The organism is Corynebacterium felinum (assembly GCF_030408755.1).
GTDB classification, from domain to species: Bacteria; Actinomycetota; Actinomycetes; order Mycobacteriales; family Mycobacteriaceae; genus Corynebacterium; species Corynebacterium felinum.
In genome coordinates this window covers 930990-950863 of the sequence record NZ_CP047209.1, presented here as the reverse complement: position 1 = coordinate 950863, position 19874 = coordinate 930990, and the positions used below count along the sequence as shown (strand labels likewise).

The window sequence follows — 19874 nt, the reverse complement described above, 5'->3', positions numbered from 1 at the left end:
CGCAACACAAATTTTAGGGACGCATCAACGAAATTTCGACTAAGTCGTATTCAGACTAGTATAGGAATTAGCTGTGCGTAACTTTCATTCAGGTTTCCGCACCTCACCCAGCAGCGCTATGCCCCGTGCCCTGTCCGAAAATGATCATCAGTTGAGCATTTTCGAATCTCGCCTTCGGCATATCGCTTCATTCCGTTCTTACCAAAGGAGACACCTCGCGTTGTCTACTCGGCCTCATCCCCAGTCTCGTGCCCGCTATTCTGGTGCCCCGTCGGGGCAAGAATCCACCATGTCGGGAAAGCTCGTCGCCATTTTTGTTTTGGTGTTGGTGGTTGCTTTCGCGGTGGCTTTTGCTAAGTTTTTGCGCACGACGGATCAGCAGCCGGTGAATATTACCTTTGCTTCGGCCAAGCGCATCGACGATAGTTCCATCAAGGTTGTCGCCGATATTTCCCGCAAGGATACTTCTAAGCCGGCCTATTGTATTGTTACTGCGTTGAATTACGAGATGGCCGAGGTGGGTCGTCGCGAAGTGTATATCCCCGCCGGCGGGCTTGAGCTTGCGCGTTGGGAAATCGATGTTCCCACTAGGGAGCCTGCGGTCTCTGGCGGAGCGTATGGCTGCAGTGACACCATCCCGTTCTATCTCACTGAAGCAAAAGCTTCCCAATAGTTTTCTTTTCCTTCACTTGCTGCACGCATCTGGGGAATGTGGCGTGTTTTTCTCGGCATGACTGCCACGTTTTCTTTAACTGTAGATGTGGTAGAATTCGCAACAGTATTTTTCATCGGCCCCATGGTTGCAGGGGCCGCTACCATTTTTCACAGTAGAAGCAAAGGGTTTGTAAGTCATGGCAGACAACCAGAAGCAGTACATCACTCCTGAGACCAAGGCAAAGCTTGAAGAAGAGCTCAATGCACTGATCGCTCACCGCCCTGTTGTTGCGGCTGAGATTAACGAGCGTCGCGAAGAGGGCGACCTGAAGGAAAACGCTGGCTACGATGCTGCCCGCGAAATGCAGGACCAGGAAGAAGCTCGCATCAAGCAGATTTCTGAAATTCTGGCGAATTCCACCACGGAGCGTTCCGGGATTGTGGAGGGCGTTGCCAATGTTGGTTCCGTGGTTCACGTGTACTACAACGGGGATAAGGACGATAAGGAAACCTTCCTGATCGGTACCCGCGCTGCAGCTTCTGATAATAAGGATCTGGAGACTTATTCCGAACAGTCCCCTTTGGGTGCGGCGATTTTGGGTGCTCAGGAGGGTGAGACACGCGAGTACACTGCACCGAATGGCAATGTTATTACCGTGACTATTGTCTCCGCAGAGCCTTACGATTCCGTGAAGGCCGCAACCCTGCGCAACGACTAGTATCCCGCCTTGACCAGCACGAACTCTTTTCAACGGCCCCGCTTGCTCGCTGCTTGCGTGGCCGTTTCCTCAGTTTTGGTTGCCTGCAGCCCGCCGGGTGAGCAGGATTCTGCGCACAAGGTGCAGACTGCGACGCACGCTACTGCGCTTCCTTTCGCGTTGAGCACAGGGACGCATAACGCGGGCCGTGCCCACATTTCCTCGCTTATCGACGCCGCTGCCAGCTCCCCCACTCCGTCGCGGAGCAAGCCAGGCATGATTGACTGTTTGAACCCTCCTTCGGTCAAGCCACAGTTCTTCCATGTTTCGTGTTCCGATGACTCGCAAATGGTGACTCAGATTTCGTGGAAGTCGTGGTCTGATTCTTCCGCTGAAGGCACGGGGCTGTTGAACGGTCGGACTGTCGATATCGTGTTCTCTCAGCCGAGTGAGACTACTTTCGGATGGATTTTTAGCCGCATCACCATTGATGGTTCTCCACTTCTTGCCTATCAATTAAACACCCCATAACGCATTTCATAGATACACACGTGCCCTCGTCTCCTTTCACAGGAAACGAGGGCATGCGTATGCTCCGTGCACATGGAGCGCACGCTGAAAAATAAACCCCTTCATCACTGAAGGGGGTTGAAGGCTTAGATTAAGCTACTTAACGGTTTTGGAAGTAGCTGAGCAGGCGCAGGATCTCGGTGTACAGCCACACGAGGGTCACTGCCAAGCCCAGCGCCACACCCCAAGCGTTTGCAGCTGGAGCGCCCTGACGGATCATCTTTTCAGCAACATCGAAGTCCTGTAGGAAGCTCATTGCTGCCAGACCGATGCAGACGAGGGAGAAGATGATGGCGAGAGTGCCGCCGTCGCGCAGTGGGTTACCGAAGCCCAGCATGGACATCAGGAGGTTGCCCAGAACCAGAACTAACACGCCGATCATTGCGCCGGTGAGGATCTTGGTGAAACGAGGGGTGACCTTCACAGCACCTGACTTGTAGGCGTACAGCATGCCCAAGAACACGCCGACTGTTGCCAAAACAGCCTGACCGATCATCTGACCGGCGTTTGCATTGCCCACGGACCAGCCGGAGAGCAGGAGGGAAAGACCACCAACAAACAGACCCTCGAACACTGCGTAGACGATGGTCACTGGTGCGGATGCGAACTTCTTGCCGAAGGTCGCAACCAGAACGGTGATCAGACCGCCGATTGCGCCAACCATGGTCAGAAGAATTGCCAGCGGCTGGGATACATAAATGGCGATGCCGAAGTTAAGCACTGCGAAACCAACAATGATGGCGAGAGTGATACCGGTTTTGGTCACAACATCATCGACGGTCATAGGGCGCTCAGAGGTTACTGGCGTCTGAGAGTACTCACCCATCGGATTGTGCATACCTTGGTGCAGATCACCGTAGTAGTTCGTAGCCGAACGGGTGCTGGAAAGAGAGTTGAGAACCGGGTTGCTGCTACGCATTGGTAGTAACACTGTCCTTTCGCCAAAACCTAACGTTATTTTGCAGTAGTTTCCCTCACCCATAATTGCTACCGGAATCTTGAAAAGCATTACTGCTGCCAAGAATGAAAAACCGTGTGCGTTGGGTGAGGAATTTACACGGAAACTACTTCTTCAATTAGTTCAACGATAGTAGCAACTATTTAGTTCCCAATAAATTCAGCGCTCACAGGAACTAATCGTGCCCGCAGTGGCTCTTCAAGCGCAGCAAGGCTTTCTTCAACCCCTGTCAACAGTGCACGGTTGAGCGCACAAGGTTGCGTTTCATCAAAACCAACAGGCACCGGCAAGGCGATGGAACCAGCGGCAATATCGAGCCTGGTTTGAGTCCCTGCCAAAATCGTGACAGTTTCCCCTTGGCCCATAAAGCGACAATAACCAGGGGTAGTCACGGTTGCCGTACCCACAGCGATCCACAACACAAGATCGCGCTCCGCGCGGGCGAAGACTGTAAGCGGATCAATGGTCGGCACATCAATGCGCACGCTGTTAATAAACGCGGCAGGAGTGGTGCCGGTGTGGCGACGAAACGCGCGAGTCAAACTACTGGTGGCATCAAAGCCAACGCGGGTGGCCGCATCAGCGATTGTGCGTCCGCGAGCAAGCATGTCAGCCGCGCACGCCACCCTGCACGCAGCGCGCCATTCAGAAAACGGTAGGCCGGTGGATTGGAGGAATTGGCGCTGCAGTGTGCGCGCACTGACATGATAGTCCTGCGCAAATTCCATCAGTGACGCCCGCTCTGAGGGATTAGCAACCAACCGTTGCGCAACAGCACGGGCGGCAGCACCTGTGGGAAGGCTTGGCGCAGCGAATCGGGACGCATCCACGAGTGCTGACAGTGTGGGACTTAACGTCTGCTCCCCAAGTACGCTGCGGGAGTACTCGGCGATCATGCGCCGCTCCCAGTCGGGCCCGAGGCTGAGCTTACGGGTGGGGCCGATCAGGGTGGAATCAGGGAACTTCAAACTAAGGATGCTTGCTTCTGCCGAGGCTGTGACGATTGCGCCTTGAGGCGCGATGATCAGGTCGCCGGCTGCCACATGAAGAATGCGGTCGGGCGCGTTAATGACCGCTCGACCGATACGACACCACAAAAGAATAGCTGGATTAATATTGTCCACGTCCACTATTGTGGCGAAGATTCCCCATTTACGCAATACCTATGTTTCGTTATTCACCCAACTAATACCCCCACCTTCTACGCATGAACGCATCAATAAAAAGTATGAGCCGGTGGATCCCTCTCCCCGAAGGCCAAGTATGGGAGAAGAAATCCACCGGCTCCGTCGAGCACATGGAGTGTTTGCTACGCCAGCTTTGTGGCGGTGTCCGAAAGCAAGAAGGGTAAGTCCAAAAAGGAAGTGCTGTGTTTTTATGCGACAGTGCGGTGGCTGAGTCGAGCAAATTGTTCAGGGGCTTGAATTCGACCTGTTGAGTATCCACTGCGGCTGCGATGCGATTCCCGAATATAGTAGGAATGCGCTGCCTCATAAGGGTTCAGATCGCTGAGGTAGTAAACATCCGCGGTATTCAAATCCCGAGTGTTGAAAAGGTCGCCATGGATATCGGTGCTGTGAATGTCGGTGTTGCGTACTGCTGCGGTCATGATCTGCTCCCTCAAGTTGTTGTATGTTGCTGGCGTATATACGCCGTGTATTTTGTTTTCTCCCTCACCCCGCGGGATATGGTGGTCGACCGCGGAGCATGGAAGATTTTGTTGATAGTTGCGTTCTGCTTGAAGCAACTATCAACGAATCTAAAGATCAAATCTTGGCAATTGTTGCATTGATGCTGTCAAGTAGCTGTGAGTTCGTTCGAAAACTGTTGTGACCCACAAAAGTCCAGTTCACAACCTGTTCACACAGACTAAATCCCCAGGAAAAACCACCATAAACTATCGGACAAATTAATTCCATCGAACCACTAACGGTAGGAAAAAAATATTGGTCTACCAAAGCCTGAAACCGGCCCTACATAAGCAACCAAACATAGCCCGCCGCCCCTGGTAGGTATGGGATGAACATTCGATCCCCAAAAGAATCACAACCAACTACGAAGTTGAAATTATGGCAATCCCTGCCAAATCAAGATCTTGCAGCACCCCACTTGACACCAGGGTATGCGTAAAACGTTTCGTATTGATCCACAGAGCCAAGAAGAACTCTAACCATAAAGTGTTTTCGCTACACTTTCGGAACCTTGCTAACAAAAGATCCTAGCAGTGTGAGGAGGTTCACAAAGCGCTTTTTGCCCGTCACGTCCCTATGGAAGATAGGTAATTAACCTCGAAAAGACCAGGTGAGGGACGTGACGGTTAAGAAAATGAGCGAAACCTTTCTACCTGCAAAATCTTCATTCAGGCTGTGCTTAATGTTCTATCACTGCGGACTTGTTACCGCTTTAAACAGCTGTCGAAACTCAAACGAAATGTAAGCAAGGGGACGTGACGTCGCAGGTCAAACGGCATTTTCACCTGGACAACTAGTAAAAGATCGCTCATACTTGAGGCAAGTTACCTGTAAATGAAATTCGCACTTTCTAATGGAGGAAAGACTATGTTATTTACCCTTGACATCTCAGGCGAATACTTCGCTTTGCACACCAGCGCCGAACTGTTTATAAGCCTGTTTATCAGCTCGGCCGTTCTGAACCGCGACAACTCAAAATCCGATATAGCCAAATGCGACCAGTTGGCCGATGAAGGAAAGGCACAGAATGATCATGATCACAACCAAGCACTAGCGCAATCGGAAAAAGCACTCAAAGGTGCGTTTACCGTCAGGAAAGGTAGAAAATTTCGGATTGGCTTGCACACCTTACGAAATAAACATCGAAGGAGCAAAACAAATATGAACGCACAACCCGCTTATGTCTCCTACAGTCCCGTATGCGGAGCATGGCTCGGCGAAATCACCTCAGAGCAAGTACAAATATGGGGCGAGTGCATTTGGAACTGCGAGCGCGATTGGGGTCCGTGTGAATGCGAAGACTACCACTGCTATGTCGACGAGAAGATTATCGTGACAGCTCCAGGCGCTACGAATAATAAGTGGATGGAAGGCTTGACTCCCAAGTTAATAGCTAAACTCTGGGAAGATCGCGGGAACTTCAATGTACCAGTAAAGGTTTTTGGCACTGGCGAGGTTTTGAAAGCTATCACACAAACAGGGCAACCAGCCCTTGTTTTTCGAGTGCATGTTTTCCGACGAGAAGATGTCGACCATTACAGGCCACAACAGGGTCTACTCCGGATGTTTCAAAGCATCTTCAATGGCACGCGCGGAAACCGGAAATGGACACATACGGATTGACGCTAATCTTTTTCAATGTAGCAACTCTTCTTGCGCAACGCGCGTCAGCGATCTTTTGCAGGACTAGCCCGGGCGCGACCCCCGAAAAGTAGACACATTTAAGCGGTGATTGCTGAGATAGATTTTAGCGCAAATGCTTGCGCTTCAAAAGTGTTGGGGGCGCAGTATTTCAAGTAACTGTGCCGACGTGTGGTGTTGTACCTGACACACCAAGAAAACACTTCTTTTCGACATTGGAGCATGGTGTCAAAGACCTTCCGATCTTGAAGGACTTCACGTTTTAATGTGGCATTAAACGACTCTGCAAGCGCGTTATCCGCACTCGTGCCAACACCACCCATGGACTGGGTCACTCCAAGAGATTTACATTGCTGTTGGAAAACCTGTGAGGTGTACACACTTCCATGATCTGAATGGAAAATCGCACCTTTTAGTGACCCACGCTGGTCTTTTGCCATGGCGAGTGCTTCACCAATAAGATCAGTGCGCATGTGATCAGCTAACGCAAACCCGGTGAGTTTACGGGAGAAACAATCAATAACTGTGGCCAGATACATATTCCCACCACCTTTAATCGGTAGGTAGGTGATATCACCCACATACACTTTATTCGGGCGATCAGCAGTGAAATTACGCGTGACCAGATCCGGGAAAACACTGCGATCTTTCCTGGAAATAGTGGTTTTGACCTTGCGTTTTTTGCTGTACCCACGCAGATTCATCGATGCCATCAACCTAGCAACACGTTTATGATTAACAGGCTCATACTGATCGGAAATTTCAGCCGCGATACGTTTCGCCCCGTAACAGCCATTGAACTGGTTGAACACAGAAAGAATACGCACCGCCAACAACGAGTCCTCGCACGTTTTAGTGTTACGAACAGCACGAGCTTTGCGCCACTTGTAAAACGATGAGGCATTAAGTTTCAGCACCTCACACATCCGCTTGACCGAATAATCGGTTCGATGGTCTTCGACAAACTGGAAGCGGATCACCAATTTGTCTCTTCCGCGAAATATTTAACAGCCTTACGCAAAATATCACGCTCTTCAGTCATTTTACGCAGCTCACGCTCAAGCTCACGGATACGTTCAGCTTCAGAAATTGCCTGAGCTTGCCGCTTTTGCACCGCAACACGAGAACGCTTACCAGTGCCCAAATCCTGACCCACGTATGCAGAGATTGCCGATTAATCCCCAAATCAGCAGCGGCCTTCGCTAGAGACAGTTCCGAGTTCTCATAAAACGCAACAGCGTCACGCTTGAACTCATCTGAATAAAACCTTGGCATAAAACTACAGTACCTTCCTCCCACCTCATACAAGCGGGAAATCAGGTGTCTACCAAACGGGGGTCAGGTCCCCCTGCAACGCATTTTGCATATCGACGTCGCAACCAACCTTGTGATTTACGCCCCCAGAGTTGCTGATACGAAGGGGGAAGATCGAGTAGGGTGCCGGGTTTCCCGGCAGCCCTCTCACACCACCGTACGTGAGGTTCATCGCATACGGCGGTTCCTTACACCAATACAGAGTATTGACTGTGCTTATAGTTCCAATACGCCACGGCTGATACGAGGTTCTGGTCATTCCAATACGCATTAGTAAGCGTGGTTGTAAGCACCCACGAGCCAGCGATACGCCAGTAGGACTTACTGGTATTAGCCCACTCATAGGCCTTTTGTTTATCCACACCCAAGCGGCAGAGGTTCCGTATCCGCGTTCGGATACGTTTCCACTGCTTCCATACGCACATCCGCAGTCGACGACGAAGATGCTCATCCAGCCGGTTAAGAAACACCTTCGCATCCGCCAACGCGAAATAACCAAGCCATCCACGCAAATATTTGTTTAACCGGTCAATGCGATACTCCATCGACACCGACCACGATCTTGCCGTAAGCTCTTTCACTCGGGCTAAAACCCTCACCTTCGTGGCCTTAGTAAGTCGAAACCGATACTGATCACCACGAACCAGATAGAACCCATAGCCTAAAAGCTCCGCCTTAATCGCATGACAAATAGTGGACTTCTCCTGATTAACCCGCAGCTTTAACTTCCCCTCCAGAAACTTCCCAGACTGGGCAAGCGCACGCTGCGCAGCACGCTTGGAACGAACAAAGACCCGAATATCATCAGCATAACGAACAAACTTCGTGCCCTTAGATGCAAGATAATGATCAAAATCATCCAACATGATATTGCTCAACAACGGCGATAACGGTGACCCCTGCGGAGTCCCTGCATCACTACACCGAACAACACCATCAGCCATAATCCCAGCGTTTAAATACGCCCGAATAAGCTTCAACACGCGCTTATCGTCAACCTTACGAGCCACCCTCGACATCAACATGTCGTGATTAACCGTGTCGAAATACTTCGACAAATCAACCTCAACAACCCACACATACCCCTCGTTAAGAAACCCACGTGCGGTCTTTAACGCCATATGTGCGCTACGTTGAGGCCTGAAACCAAAAGACACAGGCACAAACCCCACATCAAAGATAGGCGTAAGTACCTGCGCGATCGCCTGACAAATCACACGATCAACAACAGTCGGAACACCAAGCATACGCCAACCACCCGAAGGCTTTAGGATCATCACCTCACGAACCGGCAACGGCTTATACGTTCCCGCGTCAAGACGCTCACGAATGCCACTCCAGTGTTCGCGCAGATAAACGTCAATATCCTCAACACCTACCCCGTCCACACCAGCAGCACCCTTATTCGTCTTAACCCGCTCTAATGCAGTGCGGAGATTGCCACCTGAAAAGACTTGATTCCACAGATCAGCACCCGCACCAGTTGACACTTCCCCTACATCGGCAGACACACAACTAGGCACACCATGGCTATCGTCGGGATTCACCCTATCCTCCCCATAATGCCCACACACACGTGGTTGGCAGCTTTCACCGTTATGCATAACTACAATCCAGGTTCCATACTCAACAATGTAAAGTTCAGTCCTTCCTCGCTCACCCACCATAAGGGCTACCGCGGACCGCGGTGTCTCCCACGAGTACTATGACCTCGGCTGACTCCTACCACACCAACCCACAACAGGGCTTACCACACCTACTTGGCACAGTCTGTGACAGGCCTCCCCGATTAAGAACATGCTCTTTCCTCCTACAACCGCCACATCTACACACTAACCACTTCGATGGAACGGGCTTCGACTTCTTCGGCAGCCTTACCCAGATCAGCGCGCCTTATATGTGATTCGTATACCTCGGTGCAGGATTTCGCTTGAAGCTTCCTCCCCACAACACCTCACGATGCTGCAGTTGCCATCAGCTACATAGTTAAACCACCTTCACTATCAGGGACTCACACCCTTAAGAACATGCCCATGTCGGGCGAACAGCAACGAAACCCTCGCAGTTACTGCGAGGGTTTCGTTGTATGGTGCCCCCACTGGGACTCGAACCCAGACTGAATTGATTTTAAGTCAACTGCCTCTGCCGATTGGGCTATGGGGGCAACGAGAAACTATCTTAATCCACAACACAACCAATAACTAAAAATCAGCTCCGCTACCCCTCCCCCGCCACTAATGCTGCGCATTACAGCGGTGTGGGTGGGGGCGTCGATACGCTAAAGCTCGTGAGTGGAAATCAGCTGACTAATAATACCATCCAAGATATCTTTCTCACTAATAATGATCGTAGAAATCCCAGTCTGGCGCTCAATCATATCTAAAATCCCATTCACCACCATCGCGCCACCAGCGAGCACGTCAGCGCGACCAGTGTGCACCACTGGGTTCGCACGCCGCTCCGCCGAGGTCAAAGAAATAACCTGCTTCGTAAGCACCCGCAGCGCATCGAAACGCAAATGCGCATCGTGAATCGCACGGGGATCATAAGCCTCCAACCCCAACGCCAACGCCGCAATGGTCGTAAATGTCCCAGCACAGCCCACAAAAGTTTTCGCCTGCGCAATCGGAACAATCAACTCTGTTTGCGCAATGCGCTCGGCCACAAACTCTTCAGCAATTTCCAGCTCAGTAGCCGTCGGCGGATCTGCACGCATAATGCGCTCAGTCAAGCGCACACAACCCATCTGAGCCGAATGCGCACCAAGAATCTCACCATGAGCGTCACCGACCACAAACTCAGTCGAGCCACCGCCCAAATCGATCACGCACAACGGACCTGGCTCATCAGTCAGATCCGCAACCGCACCGATAAACGACAAGCGGGCTTCCTCATCACCCGAAATAACCTCAGCAACCAAGCCCGGCTTAATTTCAGACAACAATGACGCAGTCATGCGGAAAAACACATCGCGATTCGACGCATCCCGCGTTGCCGACGTCGCCACCATGCGCGCATCGACAACCTTCTCCTGCTTCATCAGCTCCACAAAACGCGCCAACACCACACGAGTGCGCTCAATAGCCTCCGGATCTAATTGACCCGTTGCATCCACCGATTGACCCAAACGCACAATCTCCATCGTGCGCAGAACTTCCTTCGTTTCCTGACCATCAGCATCAACAATCAGCAACCGAAGCGAATTCGTACCACAATCAATCGCAGCAAAACGAGGCATAACTTTACAAACACTCTCTGTACAAACCACCGCAACCACAAACCAGTGACTCACAGCGGCGGGAAAACAACAACGACAGTTTTTTTAAGAACCCGGAACTTCAGCATGACTGAAATCAAACTGATCGATATCAATGCCCAATTCAGCACACGTTGGCCAGTCCATGGGGACTGCAGTACCACGCAAGCGACCATGCTCTGCCGCCAACGCAACAGCCTCAGTACCCAAACGGAAATGATCAGGCCCCTCAGCAAGAGCATACGCAATCAGCACATGCAAACACTTGACACGATCAGGCATCCCGCCACCGGAGAAATCAGTACCCAAATCACCCAGCGCATTACGCTTAGCCAAGAAATACTCATGGGCAGCCAAGTAATCCTTAGCCAAATCCTCATCCTCCTGCAAACGCGCTGTCATCCACCGCATCACATGCGCAACCTCCAGACGCGACGCCTCCGCAGTCAAGCGAGGGTCCGTCAAGTAGTACAACGTGGGGAAAGGAGTACCATCATCCAACCGCGGTGCGGTCATCACAACACCAGGGGCACCGTCTGGGCACCGGTAGGAAATCTCCAACACACCACGGGGCTCACGGCCCAGCTGCTGGGCTACCGCAGCACGATCTGCATCAGTTACGCTCATGGGTTGTCATTCTAGCCCATGGTCGAACAAACACCCCAGACCACACAAACCCACCAACCCCCGCACACCTTGGGCACACTACTGGGCCCCAGGTGCCGGGATATCCTCAGCAGCAGGGTTGGCATCAGGCGCTAAAGGCATATGCGTATCAGGGATTTCTTCCTCCTCAACCTCAGGAAGAACCGACACTGAATCCCACAATTTTTCATACCAACTCAATTGCTTTGCAGACTCAGTGAGAGATTCTGCAGTCTGGCGCGAGTTTTCCAAACCGGGATCAACAACACGAAACGCAATTTCACCGGGTTCAATCACACCCAGACGAATACGTGCTTGCTCACGCACATACTCATCAGACTGATACTTCTCAATTTCAAGCTGCATGCGATCTTTACGCTCGGTCAACTGCGCAATCGATGCATTCAACCGCGTGATCTCGCTACGCTGCTCCATATAGTTACGCAAAGGCACGATGATCATCACCAAAACTGCGATCACCGCCAGGAAAATCACGAAGATGGACGGCGCACTCAACTTCAACGTCGGAGCCTTCACCACTGGGGTCCGACGCTGCTTTTCGCGGCCTGCAATAGGAACCGCCCGTTTCATCCGTGCCATAGAATTCCTCATTCTAACAACGAATCCCCCTTCACCGCGCCAAGTTTCAGGCGAGTCAGCAAAAAGTGACACTCATCGCCCCCAAACCTCAAGCACAATTCCACCACAAACGCCCCCCCTTCTCGTTTCCGCAAGTAGTCACATACAGCACAAAGGCGCACCTTAGCAGGGAAGTGCCACCGCATGAAAACACGCGTCGACACTCACCCCACGGTGCGCCTTCAACAAAAGCTGCAAGTATAAGCGGCCTTAAGATGCAGGCCACTAACTTACGTTCATCTAGCCCTGAAAACGAGGGAAAGCGGAACGGCCTGCGTAGACGGCGGCGTCGCCAAGCTCCTGCTCAATACGCAGCAGCTGGTTGTACTTAGCCACGCGCTCGGAGCGGGCCGGAGCACCAGTCTTGATCTGGCCGCAGTTGAGTGCAACAGCCAGGTCAGCGATGGTGGTGTCCTCGGTCTCGCCGGAACGGTGCGACATCATGGTGCGGTAGCCGTTGCGGTGAGCAAGCTCAACAGCATCGAAAGTTTCGGTCAGAGTACCGATCTGGTTGACCTTCACCAGCAGTGCGTTCGCAGCCTTCTTCTCAATGCCTTCCTTCAGGCGAGCTGGGTTGGTGACGAAGAAGTCATCGCCAACGATCTGCACCTTGTCACCAATCTTTGCGGTCAGTGCGGTGTAGCCCTCCCAGTCATCTTCCTGCAGAGGATCCTCGATGGAAACGATGGGGTACTCAGCGATCAGCTGCTCGTACACTGCTGCCATTTCCTCAGCAGTGTGCTCGCCACCCTCGAAGTGGTACTTGCCATCCTTGAAGAACTCAGAAGAAGCAACATCCAAAGCCAAAGCAATATCAGTGCCTGGCTTCAGGCCAGCCTTCTCAATTGCCTCAACGATCAGGTCAAGAGCTGCGCGGGTGGACTCCACGGAAGGAGCGAAACCGCCCTCATCGCCCAGACCGGTGGACAGACCCTTGGACTTAATCACGGACTTCAGGGAGTGGTACACCTCAGCACCCATGCGCAGCGCCTCAGCAAAAGACTCAGCGCCGATGGGGGCAATCATGAACTCCTGAACATCCACACCGGAGTCAGCGTGTGCGCCACCGTTGACAATGTTCATCATTGGAACAGGAAGAACGTGAGCGTTAGGGCCGCCGATGTAGCGGTACAAAGGCAAATCCGCAGCGTCAGCAGCAGCGCGAGCCACAGCCATAGACACGCCCAAAATAGCGTTTGCGCCCAAGTTAGCCTTGTTTGGGGTGCCGTCCAGCTCGATCATGGTCTGGTCAATCAGACGCTGGTCGTCAGCTGGGATACCAGCAATAGCGTCAACGATCTTCTCGTTGACGTTTTCCACAGCCTTCAAAACGCCCTTACCCAAGTAGCGGTCGCCACCATCACGAAGCTCATGAGCCTCGTGGACACCGGTGGATGCACCGGAAGGAACGCCAGCGATACCGTGGGAGCCATCCTCGAGGAAAACTTCTGCCTCGACGGTGGGGTTACCGCGAGAATCCATGATTTCGCGTGCAAAAACGTGCATGATGTCAGCCACTGTCAAAACTCCTATTTGGTTGAAGATGAGATAAGGCGCCGATGACCCCCTGCATCACCACAGTGTGCTCCTTCAGCACTCTGCTGCGAGCACAACAGACAAGGCGTGGTGCATGCGGGGATTTCAGCTGTGAAATTGTTCGTGAGCACGGAAACATTGTTTTTTGTGAGAGCATTTTTGGTTAGTTGGTTTTTAATTCCACTTAACCGTGGGGCACTCACGCTACAACCGTGAACCACTCCCAATTATGCCAACTTTTTGCCCCTCACAAACCTCCACGAGGGTGAAACTTTCCACACCCACCTATGAAACAGCTCACACACCATGTGGATTCGCGCAGCTCAACACAGGTTTACCACCTGTGAAGCAAAGCAAAAACAACCAAAAATCTTGTTCGATCTCACACAGCAGGCTGGCGAAGAGCATAGGAAGCCGCCGCATTTCGCACCTTCAGCACATACTCTTGCGAGTTGTTATAGGCACGAATAGCCGCCGTCCAACCTTCCGGAGTGGACATATCCCCACGACTACACAACAGATTGGCTGCCGATAGAGCAGCATCGTCAATTTGATTCGGATCTGCGCGCCCATCCCCATTGGCATCCCGCCCATACTTCGCCCAACTAGTAGGAATGAACTGCATGGGACCTACTGCCCGATCAAATTCAGTATCCCCATCCAACTTCCCACCATCAGTATCGCGAATCAGCGCAAAACCCGGGGAACCATCAAGCGCAATACCAACGATCGGAGGATGAATAAACCCATTTTCGTCAATGGAACGGGCATTGAATAACTCACCGGAATAGGTACCGTGGCGCGTTTCCACATACCCAATACCCGCAAGCGTGGTCCACGCAATATTGCACTCCGGCCATGCATCCTTAGCAATCAACTCCGCATTGGCATAGGCCCGAACCGCAGCTGAAGAAATACCGGTATCAGCGGCAATAGGATCAGCCCAGAACTGGAGTTTGTCACTGGTACGCCCTGGTGCGTGAACATCGATAGGTGCGACGATTTCACCACGCGCCGGAGGAACATCTTCAGGAATAGGTTGCAACTGCTTAATCGGCGCACCCCCTTCAAGGAAGGACAAGCTCCACCCCACGAAGGATACGACGAGAATGACTGCGAGAATTACTCCCAATCCACATCCTGCTGCCTTGCGTAAGCCTTGACCCATGACGAGGAATTGTACCCAAACCTTCCCCACAACAGTTAGTCACACTATCCACACCAAGCCAAACCTCCCCCACCACACCACCTAAGCCCCATACCACAGCCACCACACCCTCACACTCGCCCCACAGTAGCCATCCCCCAAGACCTGACCCGGCAGGGGAAAAGCAGTCGAGACCACGAGAAAATCCCCCCAAATAGCCAACCTATTACTATGGGGCAGATTTATTCACAATAACACTTAGAGTTTCAGCACAGTAGGCAGAAATTGACCTGCGGTTTTGTGGGTAGCACATACTCTATCTCTAACTGATATTTTCCTACTATGGATTCTCAGCCGCAATTCACATACCGACAGGACCCACCACGCCTGAGATGAGGATGTAACTGCTGAGACCATCCAACTGGGCAGTTGCTACCCACTCAATGCACGAGAGCTTATGAGTGTTTACCTTGCTGCCACAGCAGCTCTTGGCGCTCAATCTCCACCATTTCATCCGTGCCATCGAACAAGTAGGGGGAGCGCTTTTTCATCTTATTGACAAAACTCAAAGCAACATCGGAAAAATCAAAACTGCCCCGGCGCGCCGCGATTTCCGCATGGAAGAGGATTTGGAGTAACACATCGCCTAGTTCGGAACACAGGTGCTCATCGCTGGCGCCATCAATAATTGCTTCGATCAGTTCGGTTGCTTCTTCTTCCATATAAGGGATCAGAGAAGCATGAGTTTGGGTACGTTCCCATTCCCCGAGCTGGAGAGCGCGTTGCATGGTAGCAACGGCCTGCCCCACGGCGTCGGCACGCGAAGGGACCTCGATGAGGGTGGCGCCGCTGGTGAGAGCTTTTTGTACTTCTTCGTGGAATTGTTGGGTGCTCACTAGCCAGCGCGCATGGCCTGGGGAGACGATATCGCCGAAATTCCAGCGCACAGTGATAGGGACTTCGTCGGTGAAGTGGATTTCCCCCGCGATTTGGGCGACGAGCTCAAACGGGAGCATGGTGGGCCAGCGGGGGTCGAGGAGTAGTACGGTATCGGAGGAAGTCCACATGCGTTTCATAGTAGAAGAAATCGCCGACAACTGAGAAAAGGCGCACAGTGGACATATGCCGCCCACCCAGTAAAAGGGCTGCTCAGGGGTAGTGTGTTGCCGGAAACATTGTCATTTAAAGCCAAGAAAAAGCTTTAAATTACATAAGTGTCATTGTGTGGCTGGGCACACACTAAAAGGTGTGAGGCACAGACGCATACACACAATCGTCAACCTCACACCTTCTTCCCTCCCCTCCCTAGCGATCACGCCCAGGGAGGTGACGCGGATATGCAGCGTAACAATCACCACGCACCCACGCTACCTGGGAAACCACAAGACATGAGGGAAAGGAAGGCATACAGCAGCAGACTAATCCACGCTTGCAGGGACCTTTCGCTGTTCCTGACCGTTATAGGCAGACAGCGGACGGATCAACGCATTCGACTCATTCTGCTCAACGATATGCGCAGTCCAACCGGTAATACGCGCCATCACAAACAGTGGCGTGAAGAACTCCACATCAAAGCCGAGCAAGTGATAGGCAGGACCAGAAGGGAAATCAAGGTTTGGCTTAATGCCGGTACGCTCATCCATAGCCGCAGCCATTTCCTCGTACATCTTCACCCACTTCTCACCGTCATGCTTGACTGCAAGCTCACGGAATGCAGCCTCCATAGTAGGAACGCGGGAATCACCCTTCTTGTACACGCGGTGGCCAAAGCCCATGATCAAATTCTTATTATCAAGGGAATTATTTACCCACTCACGAGCCTTCTTTGGATCATCAATCTCCAACATGGTGTGCATCACTGCCTCGTTCGCACCACCGTGCAGTGGTCCCTTCAGCGCACCAATTGCAGCAGTCACCGCCGAATACGTGTCACTCATCGTGGAGGAAACCACACGCGCAGTAAACGTTGAGGCATTAAAGGAGTGCTCCGCGTACAGAATCATCGACTTATCAAAAGCCTCCACATCCGCACGATCACACACACCCTCACCGAAGACCATGTCGAGGAAGTTTTCCGAGAAGCCCTTCTTGGTGGAAGGCTCAATGAAATCCAAACCGCGACGACGACGAATATCCAAGGCCACAATCGTCGGCAGCTTCGCCATCAGCTCAAGAGAGGAACGACGAATATGATCCGAATCCTTCGTATACGCCTCAGGGTCCTGGGCACCGATATAGGACACTGCCGAACGCAGCACATCCATCGGGTGGCAGCTCAACGGCATGGAACGCACCAGATCAATCAGGCCACGGTCGATACGACGCAACGCCTTCTCACGAATCGAGAAACGACGCAGCTCATCAGGGCTCGGAAGCTCCCCGTTCCACAGCAGGTACGCAACCTCCTCAAACGAGCAGTAGCGGGCCAGCTCCTGAACCGGATACCCGCGATAGGTCAGCGAGTTGGTCTCCGGAACAACCTTCGAAATAGCGGTGTAGTCAACAACAACACCATTCAAACCTTTACGAATCTCGGGTGCTTGAGTATCAGACATAGAAATTAACTCTCCTTCGAGTATGTGAACAATTTTTGGTCAAAGACATTGAAATCCTCATAGCGAAGCAACTCATACAGCCGCGCACGATGCTGCATACGATCGAGCCACTCAACCTGAGTGCCGGTTTCTGCGATATCATCTAAAGCGTTTTCCACCTGGCCCATCGCAATACGCAAGGTTGTCACCGGATAAATCACCGCGTTATAGCCAATCGACTCCAACTGCGACGCAGACAGCAGCTCAGACTTGCCAAACTCCGTCATATTCGCCAGCAGCGGGGTATCCACCGCATCGCGGAACTTCTTAAAATCGTCGGCGTCTTTCAACGCCTCGGTGAAAATCACATCCGCGCCCGCATCCGCATAGGCCTTCGCACGCTCAATCGCCGCATCAATCCCCTCAATACCAGCAGCGTCCGTACGCGCACAGATCACAAAATTCTCATCCTGACGCGCAGACACCGCAGCACCAATCCGGCGAATCATCTCATCAGCAGGCACCACAGCCTTGCCATCCAAATGCCCACAGCGCTTCGGATTCACCTGATCCTCCAAGTGGCACCCGGCGGCGCCAGCCGCCTCCAATTCCACGATGGTGCGGGCAGCGGACATCGGTTCGCCGAAGCCAGTATCGGCGTCGACAAGCACAGGCAGATTCGTCACCCGCGCAATCTGATGGGTACGGTGTGCAACCTCAGTCAACGTGGTCAAACCAATGTCCGGCAAAGCAAGATCAGCAGCAACCACAGCGCCCGAGATATACACCCCCTCAAAACCCTTCTGCTCAATCGCGCGCGCTACAAGCGGGGAAAACGCACCGGGGATGCGGCAGATCTTCTGCGCCGCAAGCGCTTCGCGGAAAGCGTGTCGACGCCGTGCTGGGGCGACAGTACTAAAGACACTCACAGCAGCCCCTCAGGTGTGGAAGGAGCCTTAGCCAGCACATCCGCTTCAAGCACAATGTTGAGCTCGCCTAAATCATCCAAGCGTTCAATATTGTCAACAGCCTTGAGGAAACGATCCTGCTCAGCCTTCGTCACCACACCCTCAGCCAACGTGCGGAACTTCTCCTCGTACTGCGGGCGGGCAAAGGGGCGAGCTCCCAGCGGATGAGCATCCGCAATCGCAAGCTCATCAACGATTACAGTGCCGTCCTTCATGCGCACCTCAGCGCGGCAACCAAAGGCCTTCTCGTTCGGATCTTCAGCATGGTAGCGGCGAGTCCACTCTGGGTCCTCCACCGTACTAATCTTGTGCCACAACTCGATCGTCTCAGGGCGATTAGCGCGCTCTGGGGCGTAGGAATGCTCGTGGTGCCAGGTACCATCCTCCAAAGCCACGGCAAAGATGTACATGATGGAGTGGTCAAGCGTCTCACGCGACGCCTTCGGATCGAACTTCTGGGGATCGTTCGAACCAGTACCAATCACATAATGGGTGTGGTGCGAGGTGTGCAGAACAATCTCCTCCACCTGGGAAAGATCGGAAATCTTCTCCCGCATGCGGCGCGCGAGATCAATCGGTGCTTGGGACTGGTACTCCGCGGAATGCTCCTTAGTAAACGTATCCAGAATTGCGCGCTTCGGCTCACCTTGGGCAGGCAGCGGAATAATATATTCGCGATCCGGACCACCCAAAAGCCACGCGATTACACCATCTTCGCCTTCCCAAATCGGGGATGGTGCGCCCTCGCCACGCATCGCGCGGTCAACTGCCTCGATACCCATCTTGCCCGCAAACGCCGGTGCGAAAGCCTTCCACGAAGAAATCTCGCCCTTGCGGGACTGGCGGGTTGCAGTCGTAGTGTGCAATGCCTGGCCAATAGCCTGATAAATCACATCAACCGGCAACTTCAGCATGGTGCCCAAACCAGCCGCTACGGAAGGGCCCAGATGAGCCACATGGTCGATCTTGAACTCGTGCAGGCACATGCCACGCACCAAATCCACCTGAATTTCATAGCCGGTAGCCAAACCGCGGATCAGATCCGTGCCGGACACCTTCTTATGCTGCGCTGCAGCAAGAATAGCTGGGATGTTATCACCTGGGTGAGAGTAGTCAGCGGCGAGGAAAGTATCGTGGAAGTCCAACTCGCGCACGGCAACACCATTGGCAAAAGCAGCCCACTCAGCAGAGTAATTTCCTTCAATGCCGAAGACCTTTGCACCCCCGGTGCTCACCTTATGCGCTTCGGCCTGACGACGCGCAACAGTCACGGGACGGCGAAGCACAGAGGCCGCCGACACCGCAGCATTATCAATAATGCGGTTGAGGATCATCTCCTTGGTGTCTTCAGGAACTGCAACAGGGTCAGCCGCAACCTGGGCGATTAAGAAAGCAAGGTGTTCCTCGCGGGGAAACTCTTCTGCTGAACGACGTGTTTTTACTACATGATTTTCCATAATCTTTAGTACCTGTCACTCCTTTGTATGAACCCCCACCTGCGGTTGTGAACAATCCGGTTGTGGGATCTTAATGGGGCATCAACGGGCCGTAATGCGCCTTTATCCCTGAATCTTTCCCACACTCTGTGTGTGCACTTGGCAGTTTCGTGATTGTCTCTGCGTG

The 19874-nt window shown here is 52.7% G+C and carries 18 protein-coding genes, 1 tRNA gene and 1 pseudogene; 5 read left to right on the top strand and 15 right to left on the bottom strand.

What is annotated here, in order from left to right; genetic code table 11:
• Positions 1-220: 220 nt before the first annotated feature.
• The 3 genes from CFELI_RS04180 to CFELI_RS04170 all read left to right on the top strand — a co-directional run bounded on the left by CFELI_RS04180 (position 221) and on the right by CFELI_RS04170 (position 1883).
• Positions 221-673, top strand: a complete 453-nt coding sequence (locus CFELI_RS04180; protein ID WP_277104505.1) for a DUF4307 domain-containing protein — start codon at positions 221-223, stop codon at positions 671-673.
• A 178-nt stretch (positions 674-851) separates the two neighbouring features.
• Entirely contained in the window at positions 852-1373 is a 522-nt protein-coding gene (greA, locus tag CFELI_RS04175) for a transcription elongation factor GreA (protein WP_277104504.1), read from the top strand.
• Between the two features lie 57 nt (positions 1374-1430).
• On the top strand, positions 1431-1883 hold the full coding sequence (locus CFELI_RS04170) for a hypothetical protein (protein WP_277104503.1): 453 nt from the start codon (positions 1431-1433) through the stop codon (positions 1881-1883).
• 139 nt (positions 1884-2022) lie between these two features.
• Here CFELI_RS04170 and CFELI_RS04165 read toward each other — a convergent pair whose 3' ends face one another.
• Together CFELI_RS04165 and CFELI_RS04160 are read right to left on the bottom strand one after the other, a co-directional pair.
• Positions 2023-2841, bottom strand: a complete 819-nt coding sequence (locus CFELI_RS04165) for a Bax inhibitor-1/YccA family protein (protein ID WP_277104502.1) — start codon at positions 2839-2841, stop codon at positions 2023-2025.
• Between the two features lie 182 nt (positions 2842-3023).
• The gene (locus tag CFELI_RS04160) at positions 3024-3995 is read right to left on the bottom strand and encodes a helix-turn-helix domain-containing protein (RefSeq protein WP_374724767.1); all 972 of its coding nucleotides are present in this window, start codon (positions 3993-3995) and stop codon (positions 3024-3026) included.
• A 113-nt stretch (positions 3996-4108) separates the two neighbouring features.
• Between CFELI_RS04160 and CFELI_RS04155 the strand changes: the two genes are divergently transcribed.
• On the top strand, positions 4109-4231 hold the full coding sequence (locus CFELI_RS04155) for a hypothetical protein (protein ID WP_277104500.1): 123 nt from the start codon (positions 4109-4111) through the stop codon (positions 4229-4231).
• A 24-nt stretch (positions 4232-4255) separates the two neighbouring features.
• Here the strand turns inward: CFELI_RS04155 and CFELI_RS04150 are convergent, their stop codons facing one another.
• Positions 4256-4489 (bottom strand): hypothetical protein, encoded by a 234-nt coding sequence (locus CFELI_RS04150; RefSeq protein WP_277104499.1) that lies wholly within the window; start codon positions 4487-4489, stop codon positions 4256-4258.
• 916 nt (positions 4490-5405) lie between these two features.
• Between CFELI_RS04150 and CFELI_RS04145 the strand changes: the two genes are divergently transcribed.
• A complete protein-coding gene (locus tag CFELI_RS04145; RefSeq protein ID WP_277104498.1) occupies positions 5406-6194 on the top strand; it encodes a hypothetical protein in 789 nt (262 codons plus the stop codon).
• A 98-nt stretch (positions 6195-6292) separates the two neighbouring features.
• On the opposite strand, the pseudogene CFELI_RS04140 reads toward CFELI_RS04145, so the two are convergent.
• From CFELI_RS04140 to prpD, 12 genes and pseudogenes are all read right to left on the bottom strand, one after another.
• A pseudogene (locus CFELI_RS04140) lies at positions 6293-7487 on the bottom strand (IS3 family transposase).
• A gap of 227 nt (positions 7488-7714) precedes the next feature.
• Complete coding sequence (gene ltrA, locus CFELI_RS04135) at positions 7715-9037, bottom strand: group II intron reverse transcriptase/maturase (protein ID WP_290258958.1); 1323 nt, start codon at positions 9035-9037, stop codon at positions 7715-7717.
• 576 nt (positions 9038-9613) lie between these two features.
• Positions 9614-9690 (bottom strand) — tRNA-Leu (locus CFELI_RS04130).
• A 114-nt stretch (positions 9691-9804) separates the two neighbouring features.
• Positions 9805-10764: a Ppx/GppA phosphatase family protein gene (locus CFELI_RS04125; RefSeq protein ID WP_277104686.1), complete on the bottom strand. Its 960-nt coding sequence runs from the start codon at positions 10762-10764 to the stop codon at positions 9805-9807.
• A gap of 84 nt (positions 10765-10848) precedes the next feature.
• Positions 10849-11409, bottom strand: coding sequence for a DUF501 domain-containing protein (locus CFELI_RS04120; RefSeq protein ID WP_277104687.1), 561 nt, complete (start codon positions 11407-11409; stop codon positions 10849-10851).
• Positions 11410-11487: 78 nt separating this feature from the next.
• Positions 11488-12027, bottom strand: a complete 540-nt coding sequence (locus CFELI_RS04115) for an FtsB family cell division protein (protein WP_277104688.1) — start codon at positions 12025-12027, stop codon at positions 11488-11490.
• A 279-nt stretch (positions 12028-12306) separates the two neighbouring features.
• Positions 12307-13584 (bottom strand): phosphopyruvate hydratase, encoded by a 1278-nt coding sequence (gene eno / locus CFELI_RS04110; RefSeq protein WP_277104689.1) that lies wholly within the window; start codon positions 13582-13584, stop codon positions 12307-12309.
• 400 nt (positions 13585-13984) lie between these two features.
• The gene (locus CFELI_RS04105; protein WP_277104690.1) at positions 13985-14770 is read right to left on the bottom strand and encodes a lytic transglycosylase domain-containing protein; all 786 of its coding nucleotides are present in this window, start codon (positions 14768-14770) and stop codon (positions 13985-13987) included.
• 434 nt (positions 14771-15204) lie between these two features.
• The gene (locus CFELI_RS04100; protein WP_277104691.1) at positions 15205-15816 is read right to left on the bottom strand and encodes a MazG nucleotide pyrophosphohydrolase domain-containing protein; all 612 of its coding nucleotides are present in this window, start codon (positions 15814-15816) and stop codon (positions 15205-15207) included.
• A 351-nt stretch (positions 15817-16167) separates the two neighbouring features.
• Complete coding sequence (locus CFELI_RS04095) at positions 16168-17304, bottom strand: bifunctional 2-methylcitrate synthase/citrate synthase (RefSeq protein ID WP_277104692.1); 1137 nt, start codon at positions 17302-17304, stop codon at positions 16168-16170.
• 5 nt (positions 17305-17309) lie between these two features.
• Positions 17310-18212, bottom strand: coding sequence for a methylisocitrate lyase (gene prpB / locus CFELI_RS04090; protein ID WP_277104693.1), 903 nt, complete (start codon positions 18210-18212; stop codon positions 17310-17312).
• Positions 18209-19708 carry a 2-methylcitrate dehydratase PrpD gene (gene prpD, locus CFELI_RS04085; protein ID WP_277104694.1) on the bottom strand — a complete coding sequence of 500 codons (1500 nt, stop codon included), beginning with the start codon at positions 19706-19708 and terminating at the stop codon, positions 18209-18211. The genes prpB and prpD overlap by 4 nt, the downstream gene beginning before the upstream one ends.
• Between the last annotated feature and the right edge of the window lie 166 nt (positions 19709-19874).